Source organism: Xanthomonas cannabis (assembly GCF_040616535.1).
Taxonomy (GTDB): Bacteria; Pseudomonadota; Gammaproteobacteria; order Xanthomonadales; family Xanthomonadaceae; genus Xanthomonas; species Xanthomonas cannabis.
Genome location: NZ_CP136580.1, coordinates 1,051,726 through 1,074,110, shown reverse-complemented (window position 1 = coordinate 1,074,110; position 22,385 = coordinate 1,051,726). Strand labels below are relative to the sequence as shown.

22 protein-coding genes and 1 other RNA gene are annotated in these 22,385 nt (G+C 66.7%); 9 read left to right on the top strand and 14 right to left on the bottom strand.

Annotated features, from left to right (window positions below):
* Positions 1-59: 59 nt before the first annotated feature.
* The 6 genes from RZV17_RS04435 to RZV17_RS04410 all read right to left on the bottom strand — a co-directional run bounded on the left by RZV17_RS04435 (position 60) and on the right by RZV17_RS04410 (position 4,983).
* Entirely contained in the window at positions 60-854 is a 795-nt protein-coding gene (locus tag RZV17_RS04435) for a thymidylate synthase (RefSeq protein WP_355607563.1), read from the bottom strand.
* On the bottom strand, positions 851-1,741 hold the full coding sequence (lgt, locus tag RZV17_RS04430; RefSeq protein WP_355607560.1) for a prolipoprotein diacylglyceryl transferase: 891 nt from the start codon (positions 1,739-1,741) through the stop codon (positions 851-853). Before lgt ends, RZV17_RS04435 begins: the two co-directional genes overlap by 4 nt.
* 53 nt (positions 1,742-1,794) lie before the next feature.
* The gene (locus tag RZV17_RS04425) at positions 1,795-2,286 is read right to left on the bottom strand and encodes a TPM domain-containing protein (RefSeq protein ID WP_355607557.1); all 492 of its coding nucleotides are present in this window, start codon (positions 2,284-2,286) and stop codon (positions 1,795-1,797) included.
* A complete protein-coding gene (locus RZV17_RS04420) occupies positions 2,286-3,179 on the bottom strand; it encodes a YgcG family protein (protein ID WP_166743940.1) in 894 nt (297 codons plus the stop codon). Before RZV17_RS04420 ends, RZV17_RS04425 begins: the two co-directional genes overlap by 1 nt.
* 409 nt (positions 3,180-3,588) lie before the next feature.
* Positions 3,589-4,215 carry a LemA family protein gene (locus RZV17_RS04415; protein WP_064630950.1) on the bottom strand — a complete coding sequence of 209 codons (627 nt, stop codon included), beginning with the start codon at positions 4,213-4,215 and terminating at the stop codon, positions 3,589-3,591.
* 387 nt (positions 4,216-4,602) lie between these two features.
* Positions 4,603-4,983 (bottom strand): diacylglycerol kinase, encoded by a 381-nt coding sequence (locus RZV17_RS04410; protein ID WP_039408580.1) that lies wholly within the window; start codon positions 4,981-4,983, stop codon positions 4,603-4,605.
* A 184-nt stretch (positions 4,984-5,167) separates the two neighbouring features.
* On the opposite strand from RZV17_RS04410, the gene RZV17_RS04405 reads away from it, so the two are divergent.
* Positions 5,168-5,866 carry an SGNH/GDSL hydrolase family protein gene (locus tag RZV17_RS04405; protein ID WP_355607552.1) on the top strand — a complete coding sequence of 233 codons (699 nt, stop codon included), beginning with the start codon at positions 5,168-5,170 and terminating at the stop codon, positions 5,864-5,866.
* Positions 5,867-6,049: 183 nt separating this feature from the next.
* Here RZV17_RS04405 and RZV17_RS04400 read toward each other — a convergent pair whose 3' ends face one another.
* The 3 genes from RZV17_RS04400 to RZV17_RS04390 form a co-directional block, all read right to left on the bottom strand.
* Positions 6,050-7,321 (bottom strand): HAMP domain-containing sensor histidine kinase, encoded by a 1,272-nt coding sequence (locus RZV17_RS04400; protein WP_355607549.1) that lies wholly within the window; start codon positions 7,319-7,321, stop codon positions 6,050-6,052.
* 141 nt (positions 7,322-7,462) lie between these two features.
* On the bottom strand, positions 7,463-8,176 hold the full coding sequence (locus RZV17_RS04395) for a response regulator transcription factor (RefSeq protein WP_002811889.1): 714 nt from the start codon (positions 8,174-8,176) through the stop codon (positions 7,463-7,465).
* 91 nt (positions 8,177-8,267) lie between these two features.
* On the bottom strand, positions 8,268-8,936 hold the full coding sequence (locus RZV17_RS04390) for an arylesterase (RefSeq protein ID WP_355609180.1): 669 nt from the start codon (positions 8,934-8,936) through the stop codon (positions 8,268-8,270).
* A gap of 109 nt (positions 8,937-9,045) precedes the next feature.
* On the opposite strand from RZV17_RS04390, the gene RZV17_RS04385 reads away from it, so the two are divergent.
* From RZV17_RS04385 to RZV17_RS04350, 8 genes are all read left to right on the top strand, one after another.
* Positions 9,046-9,645: an ABC transporter ATP-binding protein gene (locus tag RZV17_RS04385; RefSeq protein ID WP_039565510.1), complete on the top strand. Its 600-nt coding sequence runs from the start codon at positions 9,046-9,048 to the stop codon at positions 9,643-9,645.
* On the top strand, positions 9,642-12,125 hold the full coding sequence (locus RZV17_RS04380) for an FtsX-like permease family protein (protein WP_355607546.1): 2,484 nt from the start codon (positions 9,642-9,644) through the stop codon (positions 12,123-12,125). Before RZV17_RS04385 ends, RZV17_RS04380 begins: the two co-directional genes overlap by 4 nt.
* A gap of 61 nt (positions 12,126-12,186) precedes the next feature.
* Positions 12,187-12,261, top strand: a non-coding RNA gene (locus tag RZV17_RS04375) — sX9 sRNA.
* 242 nt (positions 12,262-12,503) lie between these two features.
* Entirely contained in the window at positions 12,504-13,421 is a 918-nt protein-coding gene (locus RZV17_RS04370; protein WP_355607543.1) for a TauD/TfdA family dioxygenase, read from the top strand.
* A gap of 40 nt (positions 13,422-13,461) precedes the next feature.
* Complete coding sequence (locus RZV17_RS04365) at positions 13,462-14,508, top strand: ABC transporter substrate-binding protein (RefSeq protein ID WP_355607540.1); 1,047 nt, start codon at positions 13,462-13,464, stop codon at positions 14,506-14,508.
* Positions 14,509-14,511: 3 nt separating this feature from the next.
* Complete coding sequence (locus tag RZV17_RS04360; RefSeq protein ID WP_355607537.1) at positions 14,512-15,345, top strand: ABC transporter ATP-binding protein; 834 nt, start codon at positions 14,512-14,514, stop codon at positions 15,343-15,345.
* Positions 15,342-16,226 (top strand): ABC transporter permease, encoded by an 885-nt coding sequence (locus RZV17_RS04355; RefSeq protein ID WP_355607534.1) that lies wholly within the window; start codon positions 15,342-15,344, stop codon positions 16,224-16,226. Before RZV17_RS04360 ends, RZV17_RS04355 begins: the two co-directional genes overlap by 4 nt.
* Positions 16,227-16,405: 179 nt before the next feature.
* Complete coding sequence (locus RZV17_RS04350) at positions 16,406-16,759, top strand: DMT family protein (protein ID WP_039408585.1); 354 nt, start codon at positions 16,406-16,408, stop codon at positions 16,757-16,759.
* 141 nt (positions 16,760-16,900) lie between these two features.
* Here RZV17_RS04350 and RZV17_RS04345 read toward each other — a convergent pair whose 3' ends face one another.
* From RZV17_RS04345 to RZV17_RS04325, 5 genes are all read right to left on the bottom strand, one after another.
* A complete protein-coding gene (locus tag RZV17_RS04345) occupies positions 16,901-17,830 on the bottom strand; it encodes a DUF6607 family protein (protein WP_355607530.1) in 930 nt (309 codons plus the stop codon).
* A 29-nt stretch (positions 17,831-17,859) separates the two neighbouring features.
* Positions 17,860-18,492, bottom strand: coding sequence for a Hemin transport protein (locus RZV17_RS04340; RefSeq protein ID WP_355607527.1), 633 nt, complete (start codon positions 18,490-18,492; stop codon positions 17,860-17,862).
* Between the two features lie 5 nt (positions 18,493-18,497).
* Positions 18,498-20,729, bottom strand: coding sequence for a TonB-dependent hemoglobin/transferrin/lactoferrin family receptor (locus tag RZV17_RS04335; RefSeq protein ID WP_355607524.1), 2,232 nt, complete (start codon positions 20,727-20,729; stop codon positions 18,498-18,500).
* 268 nt (positions 20,730-20,997) lie between these two features.
* Complete coding sequence (locus RZV17_RS04330; protein ID WP_024938306.1) at positions 20,998-21,237, bottom strand: hemin uptake protein HemP; 240 nt, start codon at positions 21,235-21,237, stop codon at positions 20,998-21,000.
* Positions 21,238-21,338: 101 nt separating this feature from the next.
* Positions 21,339-22,322: an aldo/keto reductase gene (locus tag RZV17_RS04325; protein WP_355607521.1), complete on the bottom strand. Its 984-nt coding sequence runs from the start codon at positions 22,320-22,322 to the stop codon at positions 21,339-21,341.
* Positions 22,323-22,385: the final 63 nt, after the last annotated feature.

The following is a 22,385-nucleotide window of genomic DNA, read 5'->3' as shown; positions in this document are numbered from 1 at the left end:
AATTGCAGTTGCAGTCGCCGTTCGCGCGCCCCGGGTCCCGGGTCCCGGGTCCCGGCCCTTCATACCGCCACCGGCGCCTTGATCGCCGGATGCGGGTCGTAGCCTTCGATGGCGATGTCTTCGAAGCGGAACGCGAACAGGTCGGTCACCTCCGGATTCAGGCGCAAGCTGGGCAGCGCGCGCGGTGTGCGCGTCAGCTGCTCGCGCGCCTGTTCGAAGTGATTCGAATACAGATGCGCATCGCCCAGCGTATGCACGAAATCGCCCACGCCCAGGCCGGTGGCCTGCGCCACCATGTGGGTCAGCAACGCATAGCTGGCGATATTGAACGGCACGCCCAGAAAAATGTCGCCACTGCGCTGGTACAGCTGGCAACTGAGCTTGCCGTTCACCACGTAGAACTGGAACAGGCTGTGGCACGGCATCAGCGCCATCTGCGGCAATTCGCCCACATTCCAGGCGCTGATCACCAACCGACGCGAATCCGGGTTGCGCTTGATCTCGTCCACCAGCCATTGCATCTGATCGATCTCGACGCCGTCCGGGCCGGTCCAGCGTCGCCATTGCTTGCCGTACACCGGACCCAGGTCGCCATTGGCGTCGGCCCATTCGTCCCAGATGCGCACTTGGTTGTCTTTCAGATACCCGATGTTGGTATCGCCCTGCAGGAACCACAGCAGCTCGTGAATGATCGAGCGCAGATGCAGCTTCTTGGTGGTGACCAGCGGAAAGCCGTCGTTGAGGTCGAAGCGCATCTGCCAGCCGAACACGCTGCGCGTGCCGGTGCCGGTGCGGTCGGACTTCTCGGCGCCGTGTTCCAGCACATGCCGCAGCAGATCCAGATACGGCCTCACTTGACCGCCTCCGCCGCGGCCGGTGCTGCAACCACCGGCTGCAGCACCGGCGCGCGGCGCGACATCGCCAGCAACACCAGGCCCACGGCAATCAACGGCAGGCTCAGGATCTGCCCCATCGTCAGCCAGTTGAAGGCCAGGTAGCCGATCGGCGCGTCCGGCACGCGCACGAACTCCACGATGAAGCGGAACACGCCGTACAGCAGCGCGAACAGGCCCGACACCGCGTAACGGGCGCGCGGCTTCATGGAGAACGCCCACAGCACCACGAACATCACCACGCCTTCCAGCGCCGCTTCGTAAAGCTGCGAGGGATGGCGTGCAAACTGATTCAATGCGCCGGCGGCGTACTGCGCCTGGATCTGCGCCGGCAACTGGTTGGCAAGCTCCGGCGCATGCGGAAAGATCACGCCCCAACCGGCCTGCGTGAACTTGCCCCACAACTCGCCGCCGACGAAGTTGCCCAGCCTCCCGAACCCAAGGCCCAGCGGCACCAGCGGCGCGACAAAATCCATGACATCGAAGAAATGCAGCCGGTGCTTGCGTGCCCACAGCCAGCACGCGATCAGCACGCCGAGCAGGCCGCCGTGGAAGCTCATGCCGCCTTCCCACACCTTGAACAGGATCAGCGGGTTGGCCAGGAAGGTATCGAAGGCATAGAACAACATGTAGCCGATGCGCCCGCCCAGCACTACGCCGAGCATGCCGTAGAACAGCAGGTCGGAGAAACCGTCCATGTCCACCCCGGGCAGGCGGCCGCGCAGGATGCGCGAGCGACCCAGCGCCCAGGCCGAGAAGAACGCCGCCAGATACATCAAGCCGTACCAGTGCACCTGCACCGGGCCGAGCGAGAAGGCGATGGGGTCGATGGCGTGCAGATAGATCATGCGGACCGCGGATCACATAGAGCGAGGCCGCTATTCTGACACCTTGGACGCGCTCAGCCTAAAAGCTGGGGCCGGTTGGGCAGCTCGTCTTCATGCGACGTGTCGGTGCCGCGCGGGAAGTGAGCGACCAGCAGCTCGGTCACTGCCTCGATGCCTGCCAGCACCGCCACCTCGTACTGCCCCTCGCGCAGGAACTGCTGCATGCGCCGGCACACCTCGTCCCACTGCGCCTGCGGCACCTGGCTGCGCAGGCCGCGGTCGGCCACCACCTCGATGGCATGGTCGGCCAGCAGCAGATAGACCAGCACGCCGTTATTGCCTTCTGTGTCCCAGGCACGCAGCTGCGCGAACGCCTGCTCGGCGCGCTGGCGGGCCGTTTGCCCGCGCCACAGCGCCCCCAGCGGCAGGTCCGCCTCCACCGCCACCATGATCTGGCCAGTGTGGCTGCGCTCGCTGTCGGCCACGGCGGCAGTGATTGTCTCCATGCACCTGGCGGGAAACCGATGCTGCGCCGAGGGCGCGAACAGATGCCTGAGCAGTCGCATTACCAGCTCCCCGAGGCGCCACCGCCTCCCGATGATCCACCGCCGCCACCCCAGCCGCCGCCGCCAAAGCCACCGCGGCCACCGCCCCCGAACCCTCCAAAGCCGCCACCGCCCCAGCCGCCACCGCCGACGAAGCGTCCCGGCGAGCCGGAGGCCAGCCCCGCCAACAGCCCGATCACCGCAGCGCCTGCGCTGGCGAACAGCAACGAGGTGAACAGCAAGGCCGCGCCACCAGCGGCCACCCCGGTCAGCACGGCACGCAACGGGCGCGGCAACGCGCCAAGGATCCCGCGCGCCACCATCGCCACCACGAAGCCGATGAACAGCGCCATGATCCAGCCCCCACTGGCGCCAGCGCCGGCACCGCCCTCGTGCCCGCTGACCGGCGCCGGCAGCGCCTCGCCTTCGATCAGTCCGGCCAGCGTCGCCGTTGCATCACGGATACCGCCGCCGTAGTCGCCCTCGCGAAAGCGCGGTGCCAGATATTCCTGGATGACGCGGTTGGCCACGATGTCGGGGATGGCGCCCTCCAGACCGTACCCGGGCTGGATACGCACGCGACGGTCGTCCTTGGCAACCAGCAGCAGCACGCCATCGTCCACGCCCTTGCGGCCGATTTTCCACTGGTCGAATACGCGCTGGGTGTATTGCTCGATCGCCTCCGGCTGGGTGGTCGGCACGATCAGGATCTGCAGCTGCGCGCCCTTGCGTTGCTGCAGGGCCAGCGCCTGTTGCTCCAGTTGCTGGATCTGTGCGGCATCCAGCGTACCGGTGACATCGACGACCGGCGAACGCAGCGGCGGGATGGCAGCCAGATCCTGCGCCAGCAGCGATGCCGGCAGCAGCAGCAACACCATCATCATCCACACTGCTCTCAAAGACGTTCGCCGCATTGCCGACTCCTACCTGATGCGTACTGAAACTCAGTCGTTTCCTTCCTCCATCGAGGCACCGTCCTCCCTTGTGGGGAAAGTGTCCCAAATGGGCGGATGAGGGTCCGCGCAAAGCCACGTGCAGCGCGACACCATGGAGGCTTCGCTCCGTACCCTCACCTCAACCCCTCTCCCGAGGGGAGAGGGGCTCATAGCCTGCTCGGACACGGTTTGCAAATTCGTTTTGCAGACTCTTGTCGATTTGACGCCGTAAAACAGCTCAGTCGTTCCCTTCTCGAAGGTGCCCCGAGAGGCGGATGAGGGTGCGAGCGAAGCCACGTGCAATGGGAGGACACAGAAGCTTCGCGCCGTACCCTCACCCCAACCCCTCTCCCGCAGGGAGAAGGGCGATTACTGCGCGGGCTGCAGATTACTGTGCAGGCTGCGGCGCCGGCTGTTGCTGCGGCGCCTGCTGGTTACCGAAATCCACCTGCGGGGCGCGCGAGATCTGCGCTTCGTTCTCCACGCTGAAATTCGGCTTGGGCTGGTAGCCGAAGATCTTGGCGGTGATCACCTGCGGGAACGAACGGATATAGGTGTTGTAGTCCTGCACCGTCTGGATATACCGGCCGCGCGCCACGGTGATGCGGTTCTCGGTGCCTTCCAGCTGCACCTGCAGGTCGCGGAAAGACTGGTCGGACTTGAGCTGCGGATAGTTTTCGCTGACCACCAGCAGCCGCGACAGTGCACTCCCGAGTTCGCCCTGGGCCTGCTGGAATTGCTTCAGCGAGGCCTCGTCATCGGCATTGACCTGGATCTGACCAACCCGCGCACGCGCATTGGTCACCTCGGTCAGCACCTGACGCTCCTGCTGCGCGTAGCCCTGCACGGTGCGCACCAGATTGGGAATCAGATCGGCGCGGCGCTGATATTGATTGAGCACCTCCGACCAACCGGCCTTGACGCCTTCTTCCTTCTGCTGGATCGCGTTATAGCCGCAACCGGACAGCGACGCGGTCAGGATCAGCAACACCAGGGCGCGAATCAGGACAGGCATGCAGGCGATTCCGTTGAAAGAAGGGGCGAGCATGCCATGGGCCAGGTCAAGCCCGCATGCACATGCCCGCATCTGAAGCGGCCCTGCGTTGTAGAGGCCGGCAGCAGGCAAGCGCGAATGATGGTCGGTACGCGGGTGGCCAGCGCCCCGCCGGTAACTGGCTGGCAATAAAGCGGCCTCACTCTGGCCCAGCCTGCGATGCGGGTTGCCACCGATGTCGGCACCCCAAAGGCAGCGGACGGGCGGGCACTCATCCGACCCAATCACCGGACGCGCCGGCATCGCCATCCAGCCGTGTCTCCATACCCGTACCTGTCGCCGCATCGATGGTGCACGCGCGGCCCCGCAATCGCTTCGAGACAATTCCTCTTGTGCTGCCGAAGGCCTTCAGAACAGCCGCGGCAACAGGATCAAGCCCCAGCACAGCAGCACGTTGAGCAGCAGCAGGAACACCGCGGCCGAGCCCATGTCCTTGGCACGCCCGGCCAGCACGTGATGCTCCGGGCCGTAACGCTCGATCACCGCTTCGATGGCCGAATTCAGCAGCTCGGCGGCCAGCACGATCAACAACGGCGCGATCAGCGCGATACGTTCCAGCGGTGATTGCCCCAGCCAGAGCCCCAAGGGGGCCATGACCGCCGCCAGGCACACTTCGAGCCGGAATGAGGATTCATGCAACCACGCGGCGCGCAATCCCTGCCACGACCAGATCGCCGCCTTGAGCATGCGGCGCGGGCCGCGCGGCACGTGTCCCAGTTGATCAGCCATGCGTCGGTGCTTGCGCCCCGGCAGGGCGTGTCTGAGAACAGGGAAAACGCATGGCATGTCGCTGCTGGGGAAAGTGCGAATCTTGCACCGTGGCGCTGCGCATCGCCAGCCGCAGTCCGGTTTGCCCTCAGCTCGCAGACTGCTGCACCATGGCAAGCCCGCTCAATCGCTGCAGGTTTCTCGCATGATCAGACACAACTTGCGCACGCTGCTGTGCGCCCTCGTGCTGCTGTCCAGCCAGGTGCATGCGCAGCCACTGCACGCGGCACCGGCCGTACCTGCACAGGTGTCCAATACCGCATGGGAACAGGACATGCAGCGCTTCGCCGCCAGCGACGCGCGCCAACCGCCGCCCAGGCACGGCATCGTGTTCGTCGGCAGCTCGTCGATCCGCTTCTGGGAAACGCTGGCGCAGGATTTCCCCGGCACCCCGGTCATCAACCGCGGTTTTGGCGGTTCGGAAGTCCGCGACAGCACCTGGTATGCCGACCGCATCGTGATCCCGTACGCACCACGCCAGGTGGTGCTGTATGCCGGCGACAACGATCTCAACAGCGGCCGTACGCCCGAGCAGGTGCGCGACGATGTGCTGGCCTTCGTCACCCGCGTTCGCCGCGACCTGCCCGAGGCGCGCATCAGTTATCTGTCGATCAAGCCCAGCCCCTCGCGCGCGCAATTGCTGCCGGCGGTGATCACCGCCAATCGCCTGATCAAGGCGGCGCTGGCGCCACTGCCGCGGGTGGACTACGTGGATGTCTACACGCCCATGCTCGATGCCGCCGGCAAGCCGCGTCCGGAGCTGTTTCGCGAGGACATGCTGCACATGACCGCCGATGGTTACGCGATCTGGCGCAAGACCGTCGCCCCGGTGCTGGAACCGTAGTCACCTCTGAGTGATCCCGCTCGGACCAGTGGCGCGGCCCATTGGCCACGGCACGCCGCCAATGCGTGGATCGCAACGGCAAGCTGCAACGTGGACGCAGAAGGCCCTTCGCCGCGCAGCCGTTCCGATCAATCCCGCCAGGCAGCCGACACTGACGGCCTGCCTGCGGGCAGACCGCCAGTGTCAGGCAACTACCACGGCTACCGAGGTCCCCTGCCCGGCCTCGCTTTCCAGCTCGATCCGCCATCCAAAGCGGTCGCACAAGCGCCGCACGATCGACAGACCGAGGCCGGTGCCCTGCGGGCGCGTGGGGTCGGCGCGGAAGAACGGCTCGAATGCCCGCGCACGTGCTTCATCGCTCATGCCAATGCCGGTATCGCGCACCACGATGCGGTCCTGTGTCACCTCTACCTCGATGCTGCCGGTGTCGGTGTAGGCGCAGGCATTGCGCAGCAGATTGCTGAGTACCACCCGCATCACCCGCGGCGGCGCGAACATCTGCAGGCTGCGGTCACCCACCATGCGCAGGGACACCGGCTTGTCGCCGAGCAGCTCGCGCGCACTTTCGACTTCTTCGCTGGCCAGCTCGGCCGCATCGAAGGTCTCGCTCTGCGGGTCGATCTCCGCTTCGCGCGCCAGGATCAGGAAGGCATCGATCACCGCCTCCATGTCGCGGCCGGCGCGCTGGATCCGGCGCAGGCTGCGCTGGGTGCGCTGTGACAGCTCGTCGTCGGCCAGTGCCATGTCGGTGGCGACGCGGATCACCGTCAGCGGTGTGCGCAGTTCGTGGCTGGCGTCGCGGGTGAAGTTGCGTTCGCGTGCGACATGCTCGCTGACCCGCTGCCCCAGCGCATGCAATGCAGCAGCCAGCTGCCGGGTTTCGCCCTGCAACTCTGCGGGCAGGCGCTCCGGCGAAAGTTCGTCCACATCCGGGTTGCGCGGATCCCAATGCGACACCCGCAGCGCAAGCCAGCTGATCGGTGACACCAGCCGCTTGGAGACGCGGTAGGTGAACCAGGACACGCCATAGATCCCCAGCAACACGATGATCGCCGGCACCACCCCGAACCACAGGGTCAGATGCGCCGCACGCGAGCGCGGGAAGACCAGGTACAAGCGCCCTTCCGGATGTTGGTCCACATAGACCATCGCGTCGGCGGCGGCCACTTCGCTGAAGCCCGGCGACAAGGTCTGCAGCGCGCGCGGGATGGACTGGTCGCCAGCGCCGGCAGGTGCGAAATATCCCTGGATGTTGCGCGTATTCGGCGGCCGATTGTCCGGTGCGCTCTTGTGCATCTGCCAGAAATGCACGGCCTCGTCGGCAAGCACCGTGCGCACCAGGCTGTACTTGATGACCAGCGAAATCAGGTACCCGCCCAGCACGATCGCCAGGCTCGCCAGCGCGACCTGTAGCAGGAAGGCAAGACGTATTTTTCGCGGGAGCCCGTGTGGCATTGCTGCATCCAGGGGAGAGCGCCGGAGTATAGGCAACGCTTCCGTGAGTCCGTCGTGCAGCCAGCCGGCAGCACGGATAAACCATTAGCGCGTGGAGCCTAACACCGACCGGCCGCCAGAACGGCGGCCGGTCGGGGGACATCAGGCCATCGGTTGGGCGATGTCGGCGATGCGGTAGCCGGCGCTCTGCACGGTGTGCAGCAGCGGGCGGTCGAACGGCTTGTCGATGATCTTGCGCAGGTTGTACAGATGGCTGCGCAGGGTGTCCGAATCCGGCAAGCCATTGCCCCAGATTTCACGCTCGATTTCCTGGCGGGTCACCACGCGCGGCGACTCGCGCATCAGGATGGTCAGCAGGCGCAGACCGATCGGCGAGAGCTGCAGCTCGGTGCCGGCACGGGTGGCGCGCATGCTCACCGGGTCAAGTACCAGATCGGCGACCTTGAGCACTTCCGAGCCCACCTGGCGGCGCTCGCGACGGATCAGGGCACGCAGGCGCGCTTCCAGTTCCTGGATCGCGAAGGGCTTGGTCAGGTAATCGTCGGCGCCGAAGCCCAGGCCGGTGAGCTTGTCGTCCAGCGTGTCGCGGGCGGTCAACATGAGCACCGGAGTGGACTTGCGCGCGTCGTTACGCAGGCGGCGGCACACTTCGATACCGTCAAGGCGTGGCAGCATGAGATCCAGCACGACCACGTCGTAACTGTTCTCGGCGGCCAGACGGTAACCGTCGAGTCCGTCCTGCGCATAGTCGACCTCGAAGCCACGGCCTTCCAGGTATTCGCCGATCATTTCGGAGATATTGCGGTTGTCTTCGACGACCAGCACGAGGCCGGACGTTTCCTTGGTCTGACGCATGGACTTTCCTCGGTCTTCAGCTTTGTGAAACATGCCGGATCGGCGGTGGAAAGAACGTGAAGACCGGATAACGTTTTGTGACGCGCAGGGTCTAGCGCGGGAGCAGCGGACGCAGCGCGGGCCACACCGTCTCCAGCACCTTGGGCTGGGCTGCGGCGGTCGGGTGCAGGCCGTCGTCCTGCATGAGCCCCGGCTGCAATGCCACCTTTTCCAGGAAGAACGGCACCAGCGCGGTGGTGTACTGTTTCGACAGGTCTGCGTAGGTGGCCTTGAGGCGCTCACGGTAGGCCGGGCCGTAGTTGGGCGGTACGTCGATGCCCAGCAACAGCACCTTGGCACCGGCCCGTTGGCTGAGCTGGATCATCTTTTCCAGGTTGCCCTTGAGCTGGGCCGGGGTCAGGCCGCGCAGCGCGTCGTTGCCGCCCAGTTCGATCACCACCACGCCGGGACGGTGTTTTTCCAGCAGGCCGGGCAGCCGGGTCAGCGCACCGGAGGTGGTTTCGCCGCTGATGCTGGCATTGACGACCGCCGGTGGCGTCGCCATGTCACGCTTCAGGCGTTGGTCCAGCAAGGTCACCCAGCCGGACTGCACCGGAATGTTGTGCGCAGCGCTCAGGCTGTCGCCAACGACCAGGATCGGTGCCGTGGTGGCCGGACTTCTGGCAGAGGCAATCCCCGGCGCAAGCAGGGACAGTGCCAGCAGCCACAGGGCCAGCGCGCCATATCGCAGTGTTCTTTCACGCATTCGGAGATTCCTCATCGACAGTCTGGCCCCCCGCTCCAGCACCCGCACCGCCATCGACGTCCGCGAGGTCGGCAAGTCCGTCAGTGGCCCGGAGGGAACACTCCACATCCTCGACAACGTGAGCTTGACGGTCAGTGAAGGCGACAGCATCGCCATCGTCGGCGCCTCCGGTTCGGGCAAGACCACCCTGCTCGGCCTGCTGGCCGGGCTGGACCTGCCCAGCCGCGGCAGCATCGCGCTGTCGGGCCAGGACCTGGGCCAGCTGGACGAAGAAGCCCGCGCCGCCCTGCGCGCCCGCGAAGTGGGCTTCGTGTTCCAGAGCTTCCACCTGTTGCCGGCGCTGACCGCCGAAGAAAACATCGCGCTGCCGCTGGAACTGGCGGGGCGCGAAGACCCGGCGCGGGTGCGCGAAGTGCTGGAAGCGGTGGGCCTGAGTGCGCGTGCGCGCCATTACCCACGCCAGCTGTCCGGCGGCGAACAGCAACGCGTGGCGCTGGCGCGCGCATTCGTGGCCCGCCCGCGCATCCTGTTCGCCGACGAACCCACCGGCAGCCTGGACCAGGCCACCGGCGCACAGATCAGCGACCTGTTGTTCGCGCTCAATGCCACCAGCGATACCACCCTGGTGCTGGTCACTCACGACATGACCCTGGCGCAGCGCTGCAAACACATCTACCGCATCGACAGCGGCCGCCTGCACGCACAGACCGGTCCGGCCGCATGAACGTGCTGCGACAAGCCGCACGCGCGGTACGCCGCGAATTCCTGGCCGGCGACCTGCTCACCGTGTTCGCTGCGCTGGTGCTGGGCGTTGCGGTAATGACCGCCGTCGGCACGCTGGTCGACCGGGTGACGCTCGCCTTGACCTCCAGCGCGGCCGAGGTACTCGGCGGCGATCTGGGCGTGACCGGCCGCCAGGAGATTCCGGCCGACTTCGCCGAAGAAGCGCAGCGACGTGGCCTGCAGAGCACGCGCATGGTCAGCTTCCCCAGCGTGCTGTTCCATGGCGATGCCAGCCAGATGGCCAATATCCGCGGCGTTGGCGCCGGTTACCCGCTGCGTGGGCAGCTGCTGGTGTCCAGGGACGGCGCCGGGACGGAGGGCAGCGTCGCCAGCGCACCGCCGCCGGGCCAGGCCTATGCCGATCCGCGCCTGCTCGAAGCGCTGGGCCTGCGCGTGGGCGAGCAACTGGAATTCGGCGCCGGCCACCTGACCATCACCGGCGTGCTGCGCGCCGAACCGGATGCCTCCGGCGAGCTGATGCAGCTGTCGCCGCCGTTGCTGGTCAATCGCGCCGATATCGATGGTGCCGGCCTGCTCGGCCCCGGCAGCCGCGCCTCGTACCGGCTGATGTTTGCCGGCGCACCGGAGGCCATCGCCGATCTTCGCGCCTGGCTGAAGCCGCGTGCCAGCGAATACCGATTGGTCGGCATCGAAGACACCCAACGCGGTATGCGTGCGGCGTTCGATCGCGCCGGCCGCTTCTTGGCCTTGTCGGCCTTGCTGGCGGTGCTGTTGTCCGGCGTGGCGACCGCACTGGCGGCCAACCGGTTTGCGATGCGGCGTATCGACACCGTGGCAGTGCTGCGCTGCCTGGGCGCGAAGCAGCGCGACATCCTGGCGATGCTGTCGCTGCAGCTGCTGCTGACCGCCATTCCGGCCTGCCTGGTCGGCATCGGGCTGGGCATGCTGGCGCAGGAAGGCCTGGTGCAGGCACTCGGCAGCCTGATTCCGAACCGCCTGCCGCTGCCGCAGGCTACCCCTGCGCTGGCCGGTGCGGGCATCGGCCTGACCCTGTTGCTGGGCTTCGGCCTGCCGCCGCTGCTGCGGCTGCGCAACGTGCCGCCGATGCGCGTGCTCAACCGCAGTTTTGCCGCCGTGCCGCCGAGCTCGTTGCTGGTGTATGGCGCAGCCCTGGCCGCGACGCTGGCGCTGACCGTGTATGCCACCGGCAACCTGGTGCTGGCTGGCTGGGTGCTGGGCGGGCTGGCGGCGCTAGCGCTGGTGGCAATGGCGCTGGGCCTTGGCCTGCTCGCGCTGCTGCGACCGATCCAGCACCGCCTGCGTGGTGCCTGGAAGCTGGGCCTGGCCTCGTTGACACGGCGACGCGGGCTGAGCGTGGTGCAGTTGGTCGGGCTGTCGCTGTCGTTGTGCGCGCTGTTGCTGCTGGCCGTGGTCGGCCCCGGCCTGCTCGGCCAGTGGCGCGACCGCCTCCCGGCCGATACGCCCAACTACTTCCTGATGAACATCCAGCCCGAGCAGACCGAGCCGGTGCTGCAGACATTGCGCGGCCTGGGCGTGGACAACGCAGCGGTGGAGCCGTTTTCCACCGGACGCCTGGTCGCCATCAACGACAAGCCGCCGGTGCGCGGCGACCGCGACCCGGCCGACGATGGCGACGGCGACAACCGCCCGGTCAATTTTTCCTGGCGGCACGCATTTCCGCCGGCCAATACGCTGTTGCAGGGCAAGTTCTGGGCAGCCGACAGCACTGCAGCGGAAGCCTCCGTGGAAGAAGGCTGGGCACAGCGCTACCAGCTCAAACTCGGTGACCGCATCACCTTGCTGCTGGGCGAACAGCAACGCAGTTTTACCGTCACCAGCATCCGCAAGGCCGATTGGGATTCGTTCAGGGTCAACTTTTTCCTGCTGCTCAATGAGGGCGCAGTCGGCGATGCGCCGTACAACCTGATTTCCGCCTTCCACCTGCCGCCCGGCAGTGCCCCCAGACTGGCGTCGCTGAGCCGCGACTACCCCAACATCTCGGTGCTGGATATCGATGCCATCCTGGGCCGCGTGCGCGAGGTGATCGACCAGGTGGCACAGGCGGTGCAACTGGTGATGGGCTTCAGCCTGCTCGCCGGTGTGCTGGTGCTGCTGGCGGCGCTGCAGGCCACCGCCGGCGAGCGCCGCTACGACAGTGCCGTGCTGCGCACGCTGGGCGCGCGCCGCGGGCAGCTACGTGGCGCAGTGCTGGTGGAATTTGGTGCACTGGGGCTGCTGGCGGCGGGGCTGGCGGTGACGGCGGCGGCGGTGATCGGCGCGCTGGTCGGACAACAGGCCTTCGAGATCGCACTGGCACCGGACTGGCCGCGTCTGCTGCTGGGCGGCGCATTCGGGCTCGCCCTGAGTCTGCTGGCCGGCTGGTCAGGCACCCGTCGCATCCTGTCCACGCCACCGGCGTTGGCCTTGCGCAGCGAATAAGAGCAGCCAACCAGACTGCTGCGCAGGCCCCAGGCGGGCGCGGCCGGTGTTCGGGATTCGCACGTACCACCGGTACACAGCGATTACTGCACGCCGTCCGCGCCCGTCTGACGGTTGCGCGCTTCGTTCTGCGGCCGTTCTGGGCGCGGGCACGCCGTGCTGGCTGACGACGGCATGTGCTGCGCCGTCTGACGGCAACGCGGGAATCGGCGCGACGGCATCTGCGGCGGGCGAAGCACGATGCGGGTGGCGGTATTTCATATACCCGCAGCGCATAAGCACCTTGCCAATCGTACGTTCGCAGCGACGGCATGACTGCCTAGAGTGACCAGTCCGGTCGCCGTTGGCGGCCTTTGCCGTTGTCGAGGTGCCAGGGTCATGGCCAGCAGTCGTTCCGCCGCGCGTGTGCAACCGCCGCGTGCCGATGCCACCACCGCGGCTGCGTCGGGCGTGCGGATCGTGCCGTTCGATGCGCCACTGGGCGCAGAGGTGATCGGGCTGGATCTGTCGCAACCGCTGGACGCGGCTACGTTCGCGCGCATCCATCGGGCGCATCTGGATCACCACGTGCTGGTGTTCCGCGATCAGCGCATCACTCCGGCGCAGCAGGTGGATTTCAGCCGTCGCTTCGGGCCGTTGCAGATTCATGTGCTGCGCAATTTTCAGCTGCGCGATCACCCGGAAGTGCTGGTGGTGTCCAACATCAAGGAAAACGGCGAACCGATCGGCCTGGGCGATGCCGGGCATTACTGGCACTCGGATCTGTCCTACAAGCAGACCCCGAGCATGGGCTCGCTGCTGCACGCGCAGGAGCTGCCGAGCGAGGGCGGCGACACCCTGTTCGCCAACCAGCACCTGGCGTGGCAAACGCTGCCCGACGCGCTCAAGCGCACGGTGCAGGACCTGCGCGCCGAACATAGTTATCTCGCAAAGTACGAAGAGCTGCGCGCGCGCAATCCGTGGCGGCCGGCACTGACGCCAGAGCAGATTGCCGAAGTGACGCCCGTGCAGCACCCGGTGGTGCGCACGCATCCGGAAACCGGCCAGAAAGCGTTGTTCGTCAGCGAGCATTTCACCACGCGCATCGTCGGCCTGCCCGAGGACGAAAGCCGGGCGCTGTTGCAGACCTTGTTTGCGCACAGCACGCGCACGGCGCTGGTGTACCGGCATCGCTGGCAGCCGCATGACATGGTGTTCTGGGACAACCGCTCGGTCATGCACCTGGCCGCCGGTACGCCCGATCACCTGCGTCGCCGTCTCAACCGCACCACCATCGAAGGCGATGCGCCGTTCTGAGCGCGCGCCTGCCCTCTCCCCTCATCGACCGGAGCGCCGCATGCGTTTGACTGTCACTTCTCACGCACCTTCGCAGCGCCGACGCTTTTTGCGGCCCATCGCGCTGCTGTTTCTGGCCGCCTTGCCGCTGCTGCATAGCGCGCAGGCGCAGGCCGAAGGCAAGCTGCGCATCGCCAAGCAGTTCGGCATCGTCTATCTGCTGCTGGATGTGGCGCAGGACCAGAAGTTGATCGAGCAGCAGGGCAAGTCCGCCGGTGTCGACATCGACGTGCAGTTTCTGCAGCTCTCCGGTGGCGCAGCGGTCAACGATGCGTTGCTCACCGGGTCGATCGATATCGCCGGTGCCGGCGTGGGACCGTTGTTCACCATCTGGGACCGCACGCGCGGCCGGCAGAATGTGCGTGGGGTGGCCTCGCTGGGCAATTTTCCGTACTACCTGATCAGCAACAATCCGCGCATCAAGAGCATCGGCGATTTCACCCCGCAGGACCGCATTGCGGTGCCTGCCACCGGCGTGTCGGTGCAGTCGCGTTTTCTGCAGCATGCCTCGCAACAGCGCTGGGGCGACAAGGGCACCCATCAGCTCGATCCGCTGCAGGTGGCGTTGCCGCACCCGGACGCGGCGGCGGCGATCATCCGTGGCCGCACCGAAATCACCGCGCATTTCGCCAGTCCGCCGTTCCAGGAGCAGGAGCTGGCGCGCAACCCGGCCGCGCATATCGTGACCAGTTCCTACGACATCGAGGGCGGCCCGTCGTCGGCGACGGTGCTGTACGCCACCGAAAAATTCCGCCGCGACAATCCCAAGACCTATCGCGCCTTCGTCGCCGCACTGGACCAGGCAGCCAAGTTCGTCACCGCGCATCCGGATCAGGCGGCGGATATCTTCCTGCGCCGCAATGGCTCGGGGATCGACCGCGCGCTGGTGCTGCAGATCCTCAAGGACCCCAAGGTGCAGTTCACCGTGGCACCGCAGAACACGCTGGGGCTGGGCAAGTTCATGCAGCACAGCGGGGCGATCAAGCAGGCACCGGCCAAGGTCAGCGACTACTTCTTCGACGACCCGCTGGTTGCGGGCGGGAGCTGAGCGATGAGCACGCCCTTGCTGCAGGTCGATCATGTCAGCCTGGAATACGCCTCCGCCCAGCGGGTGGTGCGCGCCACCCATCGGGTGCGCTTCGATGTGCATGAAGCCGACCGTTTCGTGCTGCTGGGGCCATCGGGGTGCGGCAAATCCACCCTGCTCAAGGCGGTGGCCGGCTTCGTCGGCTCGCGCGAGGGGCAGATCCGTCTGGACGGACAGGCGGTGACCGGTCCGGGGCCGGATCGGGTGGTGGTGTTCCAGGAGTTCGATCAGCTGGCGCCCTGGAAGACCGTGCGCGACAACGTGATCTTCGGCCTGCGGGCGGCGCGCACGCTGTCGCGCGCCGAAGCACGCGAACGGGCGGACGAGAGTCTGGCCCAGGTCGGGCTGAGCGCGTTTGCCGAGGCCTACCCGCACACCTTGTCCGGCGGCATGAAGCAGCGCGTCGCCATTGCGCGCGCGCTGGCGATGCGCCCGCGCGTGTTGCTGATGGACGAGCCCTTCGCGGCACTGGATGCGCTGACGCGTTCGCGCATGCAGGAGCAGGTGCTGGAGCTCTGGGAACAATCGCGCTTCACGCTGTTGTTCGTCACTCATTCCATCGAAGAGGCATTGGTGGTCGGCAACCGTGTCCTGCTGCTGTCGCCGCACCCGGGCCAGGTGCGCGCCGAGCTCAACGCACATGCCTTCGGGCCGCATAGCGCCGGTAGCGTGGCGTTTCAGCAGACCGCGCAACGGATTCACCGCCTGCTGTTCGATCTGCCCGACGACCCCCTGGACGACGACAAGGTGGCGCCATTGCGCCGCACTGCCCCACTGCAGCGTGAGGCGCTGCCATGAGCCGCTCGCCCGCCACGGCGTTGCCGCCGGTTCCACCGGTGCGCGCGGAATACGAATTGACGCTGCAGCCACTGGACCCGGCCCTGTTGACCGCCGCTGCGCCGATCCGCTGGCAGGCACCCGCCTGGCTGCGCAAGGCCCTGGTGCTGCTGGTCCTCGGAGCGGCCTGGGAGGTCGCCGCGCGCGTGGTCGGCGACGATCTGATGCTGCCCAGCGCCGTGCAGACTGCGCGCGCGTTCTACGACGGCCTGCTGTCGGGCGAACTGCTGCGCCGGGTAGGCGCTTCGCTGCGGGTGTTGGCGCAGGGCTATCTGCTCGGCGTGGTGTCGGCATTCCTGCTGACCGCCGTGGCCGCCTCCACCCGCTGGGGCCGCGACGTGCTCGGCACACTCACCGCCATGTTCAACCCGCTGCCGGCCATCGCGCTATTGCCGCTGGCCCTGCTGTGGTTCGGGCTGGGCACCGGCAGCCTGGTGTTCGTGCTGGTGCACTCGGTGCTGTGGCCGCTGGCGCTGACCACCTACGCCGGCTTTCAGGCGGTGCCCGACACGCTGCGCATGGCCGGCCGCAACTACGGCTTGCGTGGGCCGCGCTATGTGGCGCAGCTGCTGATTCCGGCGGCGCTGCCGGCGATCCTGTCCGGCCTGAAGATCGGCTGGGCGTTCGCCTGGCGCACCTTGATCGCCGCCGAGCTGGTGTTCGGCGCCACCTCCGGTCAGGGCGGGCTGGGCTGGTACATCTTCCAGAACCGCAACGAGCTTTACACCGACAAGGTGTTTGCCGGCCTGGCCATGGTGATCGTGCTGGGCCTGCTGGTAGAGGGCGTGGTGTTCCAGGCGATCGAGCGGCTCACCGTGCGGCGCTGGGGCATGCAGCGCTAGCGGCTCTGTCCACGGCGGCAGCGAGGCGCAGCCGGGGCCCGATGCCTGACTGCGCTGCACGCGGCCACGTCGGGCCATGCGTGAGCAGCCTTGGCCTGCTTGCCGGGCTCATCGGCACGGTCGCGTGCGCTTAACGGGTCTGGCTTATGCTGCCGGCCCCTTCGCTGCCGTCTGCCGTCATGCCCACCGCGTCGTTCACTGCTTATCTGTATCCGGTCCTGTTGCTGCTCGCCAGCAATGTCTTCATGACCTTCGCCTGGTACGGGCATCTGAAGTACAAGAGCACCCCGCTGATGATCGCGATCCTGGTCAGCTGGGGCATTGCGTTCTTCGAATACTGCCTGCAGGTGCCGGGCAACCGGTTGGGCAGCGCGGTGTATTCGGCGCCGCAGCTCAAGGGCATGCAGGAAGTGATCACGCTGCTAGTGTTCGCCGGGTTCTCGACCTTCTACCTGGGCCAGTCGCTGAAATGGAATCACTGGGCCGCATTCGGGCTGATCCTGGTGGCGGCGTTTCTGATGTTCAAGGAATAACGGCCCTTTGAGCGACCAACCCGCGCCTCGCCTGTAGGAGCGCACCAGGGCGCGACCTCGCAGCAGCGTCATGGGCGCGGCGCGATGGGCGTGTCGGGAATGCCACGTCGCGCCCTGGTGCGCTCCTACGACCTGGGCTGGCTAGTTCGCCGGTTCGGCCCATTGCGCGAACACTGCATCGATCTGCGCGTCCTTGACGCGCTTGCCCGCTTGCACAGCTTCGGCCTGCTCGAACATCGGCATGATCATCGCCATGCCATCGGGCTTGGTCTTCAGGTGCAGGCCCGGCGGTGTGTCCAGAAATCTGGCCCAGCGTGCACGCACCTTGGCCCAGTAATCCTGCGTGCCCTTCCAGTAGGCATAGGCCGGAGCAAAATCGATCTCGGTGGTCTTGCGGTAATCGTTGAAGCCGAACTCGCGCGCGATCGCTTCCTGGCTGCCGTCGGGCTTGCGCAGCACCTTGGTGTTGAACTGTTCGTGCGTCCAGCCATTGGGCGTGAGGGTATGCCGGTTGATCACCGACAGCGCGTTGTAGTCGCTGCGCTTGGTGTACTCGCGGCGCGGCAACGGGCGCCAGCTCAAGTCACTGGTCCAGGTCGGGTGGCCATCGGCGTAGTCCCAGCGGCCGGTACCGCAATAGCGTGGCGCATCGCTGACTTCGAACACACATTGGGTCCACGCACCGGTGGTCGTGGCGGCCGGCACCGCACGTACCTGCCAGGTCTGGTCCGCACTGAACTCGAACCGCTGCGGCGCCTGATAGACCCAGTCCTGCCGCCAGTGCTTGGTCACGTGCTTGGTCTTCTCGTCCACCAGCAGGTGCTGCAACACGATCTTGCGCGGGCTGTCCTCGACCACGATGACCACCTCGCTTGCACCGCTGCGCATCGCCGAGGCGCGCTCGTAGCCGGGCTTGAGCAACACGGTTTCGTCAAAGGCGAAATCCACCGCGTACTCGCCCTGCATCGCCAGGATGCTCTGGCGATCGCGCTCGGCATCTGTCGCTGCAGTGGCGACCACGGGTAACAGGCTCAGGGTCAGGGCAAGACAAGGGGGGACGAATCGACTCATCGGAGATCTCGGTGGTGAAGACGGGGATGTCAGCGGCGCAGGCGCAGCAGCGCAGCGGTCATGGCGATGGGATCGGCCCCGCGCGCGCCGGCCTGCGCCGCGCGCGACAAGGCAGCGCGCGCGCAGCAGCAATCGTCCACGGCCACGCGACCGTCGATGCCTTCTTCCCGCGCAAGCCGTGCGGCGACCTCCGCCCCCAACGCCGACACGGTCGCAAGGCTCGCCGCCAGGGGGTGCGCGCGCCCGCCGGCCGGATGCAACCGCAGCGCGCTCAACCGCCAGCTCTCGCCGCGCATGCGTCCGGCCAGCCGCCGCCACAGGCGCTCGCCCACGCCCAGGCCCTGGGTGTCGTCCGGTACGGGCGGCAAGCGCGAAACCAGCCGGTCCCAACTCAGGAAGTCGCTGTCCGGCAACAGGTACAACCGCCAGCAGCAGTGGCCGTCGGCATCGAAGAACCACACGCTCTCGCGCACGCCCTCGCTATCGACCTGTCGCAAGGCGGCCGCATCGACCGCGTGCTGCCAGCCATCGAGTTCATTGCCCAGCGCAGGGCGGTACAGGCACAGCACCGCGCCCAACGCCGACAACTGCGGCGGACGCGGCAGCGCCGCGGCAGTAGCGCGTGCATGCGACGACACCTGCGGTGTGCGGGCGATGGGCATGGCCGCTACCAGCTCACGGCCAGGCTGACCGCGGCGGTACGCCCGGCGCCGGTGAAGCGGTCCACCACCGTGCTGCCGGCCAGCGTGCCGTTGGGCAGTGCATTCCAGTCCACATAGCGGCGGTCGGCCAGATTGAAAAGGCCGGCGGTGAGCCTGGCGCCGGGTGCGAACTCCCAGTGCCCCATCAGGTCCAGCGTGGCGTAGCCGGCCGGGGTGTAATAGCTGGCCAACTGCGGGCGCCGCTTGCGCGCGACGAAGCTGCCGATCAGCTCTGCGCCCCAACTGTCGCTGTCGAAGGCCACGCCGAGCGTGCCGCGCAGCGGATCCACCGAGTTGAGCGGCGTGTTGTCGGTCAGGTTGTCGCCTTCCGAATAGGCAACCGCGCTGTTCAACGACCAGCCCTGCCAGCCGGCCAGCACCCCGAGATCCAGGCCGCCGCGTGCCTCTGCGCCCTTGATCACCACATCGTCCACGTTGCGCGACTGGAACACCATGAAACCGTCGGCGTTGACCCCGGCTGGCGCATTGGACTCGATGAAATCGCGGTAATCGGTGTAGTACACCGCCAGGCCGAGATAACCGAGCGCAGCGTTGAAGCGCAGCCCCAGTTCACCACCGCGACTGGTTTCCGCTTTCAGGTCGGGATTGGCGATGGCGGTATAGCGCCCCTGCAGATTGGTGAAGCCGATATTGACGTCGTTGTACGGCGGCGCGCGGAAGCCATGCGCGTAGTTGGCGTAAGCCGACCATGCGTCGGAGAACCGCCACACCGCGCCGAACTTGGGCGAGACCTGGGTTTGCTCGATGATCGCGGCGGCAACGCCCGGATTGTCTTCGCGGAAGATGTCGTCCACCCGCGGCGACAGCCGGAAATAGTCCACGCGCATGCCCGGCGTCAGCGACAGGCGGCCATCGAGCAGGCCGATTTCGTCCTGCGCATACAACCCGAGCTTGGTGGTTTCGCTGGTCGGGAAATCGCGTACCGGAAACACATCCTGGCCTACCCGATTGGTGACTGCCCCATTGGCGAGGTTGACCGAATAGCCATCGCGCTTGGCACGCGTGTCGCTCCAGGTGCCGTCCAGCCCATAGGTGATTTCGTGGCGAAGCGTGCCGGTGTCGATGGCTTTGTGGGCGTTGACCAGCAGGCCGTAAACACGCTGATCGAAGGTGTGTTCGTTATGGCGGCGGGTGTTGTTGCCGCGCAACTCGTTGGTGCGCTGCAGGCTCTCGCTGTCCTGGCGATACACCTGCCACTGCAGATCGTCGGCCAGTGCGGAATCCAGCGCATCGATCTCGTGCCGCAGCGACACCCGCGCACGGGTCTGATGGTCGCGCCCCTCCTGCGACAGAATGCGCAGCGATGCGCTTGGCGAGCGCGTGTCGATGCTGCTGAGCGCATCGATGCTGCCGTAGTCTTCGTTGCCTTCGACCGTGAGTTTGAAACGCTGTCGTGCGCTTGGCGCATACACCAGCTTGGTCAGCACGCTGCGTCCGTCGACCTGTTGCGGGTTGGCTGCAGTACGGGTGAAATCGCGGCTGCGGATGTCGCCCTGGTTTTGCGCCTCCTGGCCCTGACGGTGCGCAACGGCCACCATCCCGCTCCAGCGCTCGCCGCCGAAGGCGCCGGTGGCGCCGGCAAACAGCCCGTTCCAGTCGCCTTCGTAGCCGAACTTCAGGCCGACGTAGCTGGACGTATCGTCGCTCAGATAATCGGATGGATCCTTGGTGACGAAGGCCACCACACCACCCAGCGCATCGGACCCGTACAAGGCGCTGGCCGGCCCGCGCACCACTTCCACGCGCTTGAGCGTTTCCAGATCGACAAAGTTACGGTTGGCATTGAGATAGCTGCCAAACGCGAAGGTGTCCGATACCGGCACGTTGTCGACCAGGATCGCTACGCGGTTACCGTCCAGGCCACGAACGCGGATGCCGCTGGCACCGGTGAAACGGCCGCTGTTGGTGGTGACTGACACACCGGGCGTATAGCGAAACAAGTCCTTGAGTTCGCGCACCAGTTGGTTGTCCAGCTGCTCGCGGTCGATCACGTCCACCGTGCCCGGCACGTCGACCAACGCCCGTTGGGTGCGCGTGGCCGTGACCTGCAGGCGGTCGAAATCGTGCACTTCACGCGCCGACTCGCCGCCGGCATCTGCGTCGGCAGCATGGGCACACAACGGAACTGCAGGCAGCGCAAGCGACAGCGCGGCCACCAGCGGATGCAGGCGGATCATTCAAGAACCTTTGTGGGAGACCCCGGACCTTGCGCGCAGCGACACGCCGCGTGCGGCAGCCGAGGGAGAACGGAATGGCGGACGGCGGCGGCAGCGCCCGCAGCGGTGATGCCGCACCCGTCAGCGGGTGCGTTGGTGCAAATCGACAGCAGTGAAGCGCTGCTGTTGCAGCGGTGCCTGGACACTAGCGCGAGGGCGCGCCTGTCCTGCCTTCAGCGTCGTACGGCCGCGCCCGCGTGGTGGGGCGCAGCCGGGCGCGCTGCCAGGGTTACTTGGTAAGAATGAGCTTGTCGTTGCTGGTATGGCGCAGGCGATACACACGGTCGCCATGCTGGATCAGCACTTCGCGGCGGCCCTTGAGCAGCGCCTCGCTGCTGATGAGGTCTTCGGCAGGCACGGCACGCGGCGCGGCGCGGTCGCGCAGGTTGACCGGTTCGGAGCGGAGCAGCACGGGATGAGCGGTCATGATCTGGATCTCCAGTCGGTTGGCCAGACAAATAATAACCATTCTCATTTAATGATCAAGAGCCATTCTCATCTGAATGGCTGGATCTTTGCATCAACTCATAGTTCTCAATTGACCGGATCAATCGATAGTGGTGCCACGCGTCAAAATGTGACTGCGTCCACCCGCTCCCATTCGGCTGCATCCATCTGCGCGAGCGTCTCCAGGGCGCCGAGGTTTTCTTCCAACTGCGTGACCCGGCTGGCACCGAGGATGACGCTGGACACGTGCGGGTTGCGCAGGCACCAGGCGATGGCCAGGCGTGCGGGCGCGTGGCCCAGTTCGGCGGCCAGCGCGCAGAACGCGCGTGCGCGCTCGACACGGCGCGACTCCGCTGCCCCCAACACCTCTTCCTGCAACCAGGCGTTGCCGGGCTGGCCCAGACGACTGTCCGCGCCCACGCCCTGGTTGTATTTGCCGGTGAGCAGGCCCGAGGCCAGCGGCGACCAGATGGTGGTGCCCAGTCCGCGCTCGCACAGCGGCGCGTACTCGTGTTCCAGCCGCTGGCGATGCAGCAGGTTGTACTGCGGCTGCTCCATCGCCGGCGCATGCAGGTGCTCCTGCTCGGCGATGGCGATGGCCGCGTGCACCTGGTCGGCGCTCCACTCGGAGGTGCCCCAATACAGCACCTTGCCCTGGCGGATCAGCGCGTCCATGGCGCGCACGGTTTCCTGGACCGGCGTGTCCGGGTCGGGCCGGTGGCAGAAATACAGATCCAGATAGTCCACGCGCAGGCGCTTGAGCGCGGCGTGGCAGGCATCGGTGACGTGCTTGCGCGACAGCCCGCGCTGGGTCGGACGCGGGCTGTCCACCGCACCGAAGAACACCTTGCTCGACACGCAGTAGCCGTCGCGCGGCAGGCGCAGATCGGCGATCACATCGCCCATCACCTCTTCGGCGCGGCCGCGTGCATAGACCTCGGCGTTGTCGAAGAAATTGATGCCGTTGTCCCAGGCCGCAGCGATCAGGTTGCGCGCTTCGCCGCGCCCGATCTGCTTGCCGAAGGTGACCCAGGCCCCGAACGACAACGCCGACAGCTGCAGCCCGGTGGAACCCAGACGACGGTAAAGCATGGCGAACTCCTGCAACCTCCGGGGCACCTGCCCCGGACCGGCTTGCGCAGTTTACCGGGCCGGGGCTGTGCGCAAGCC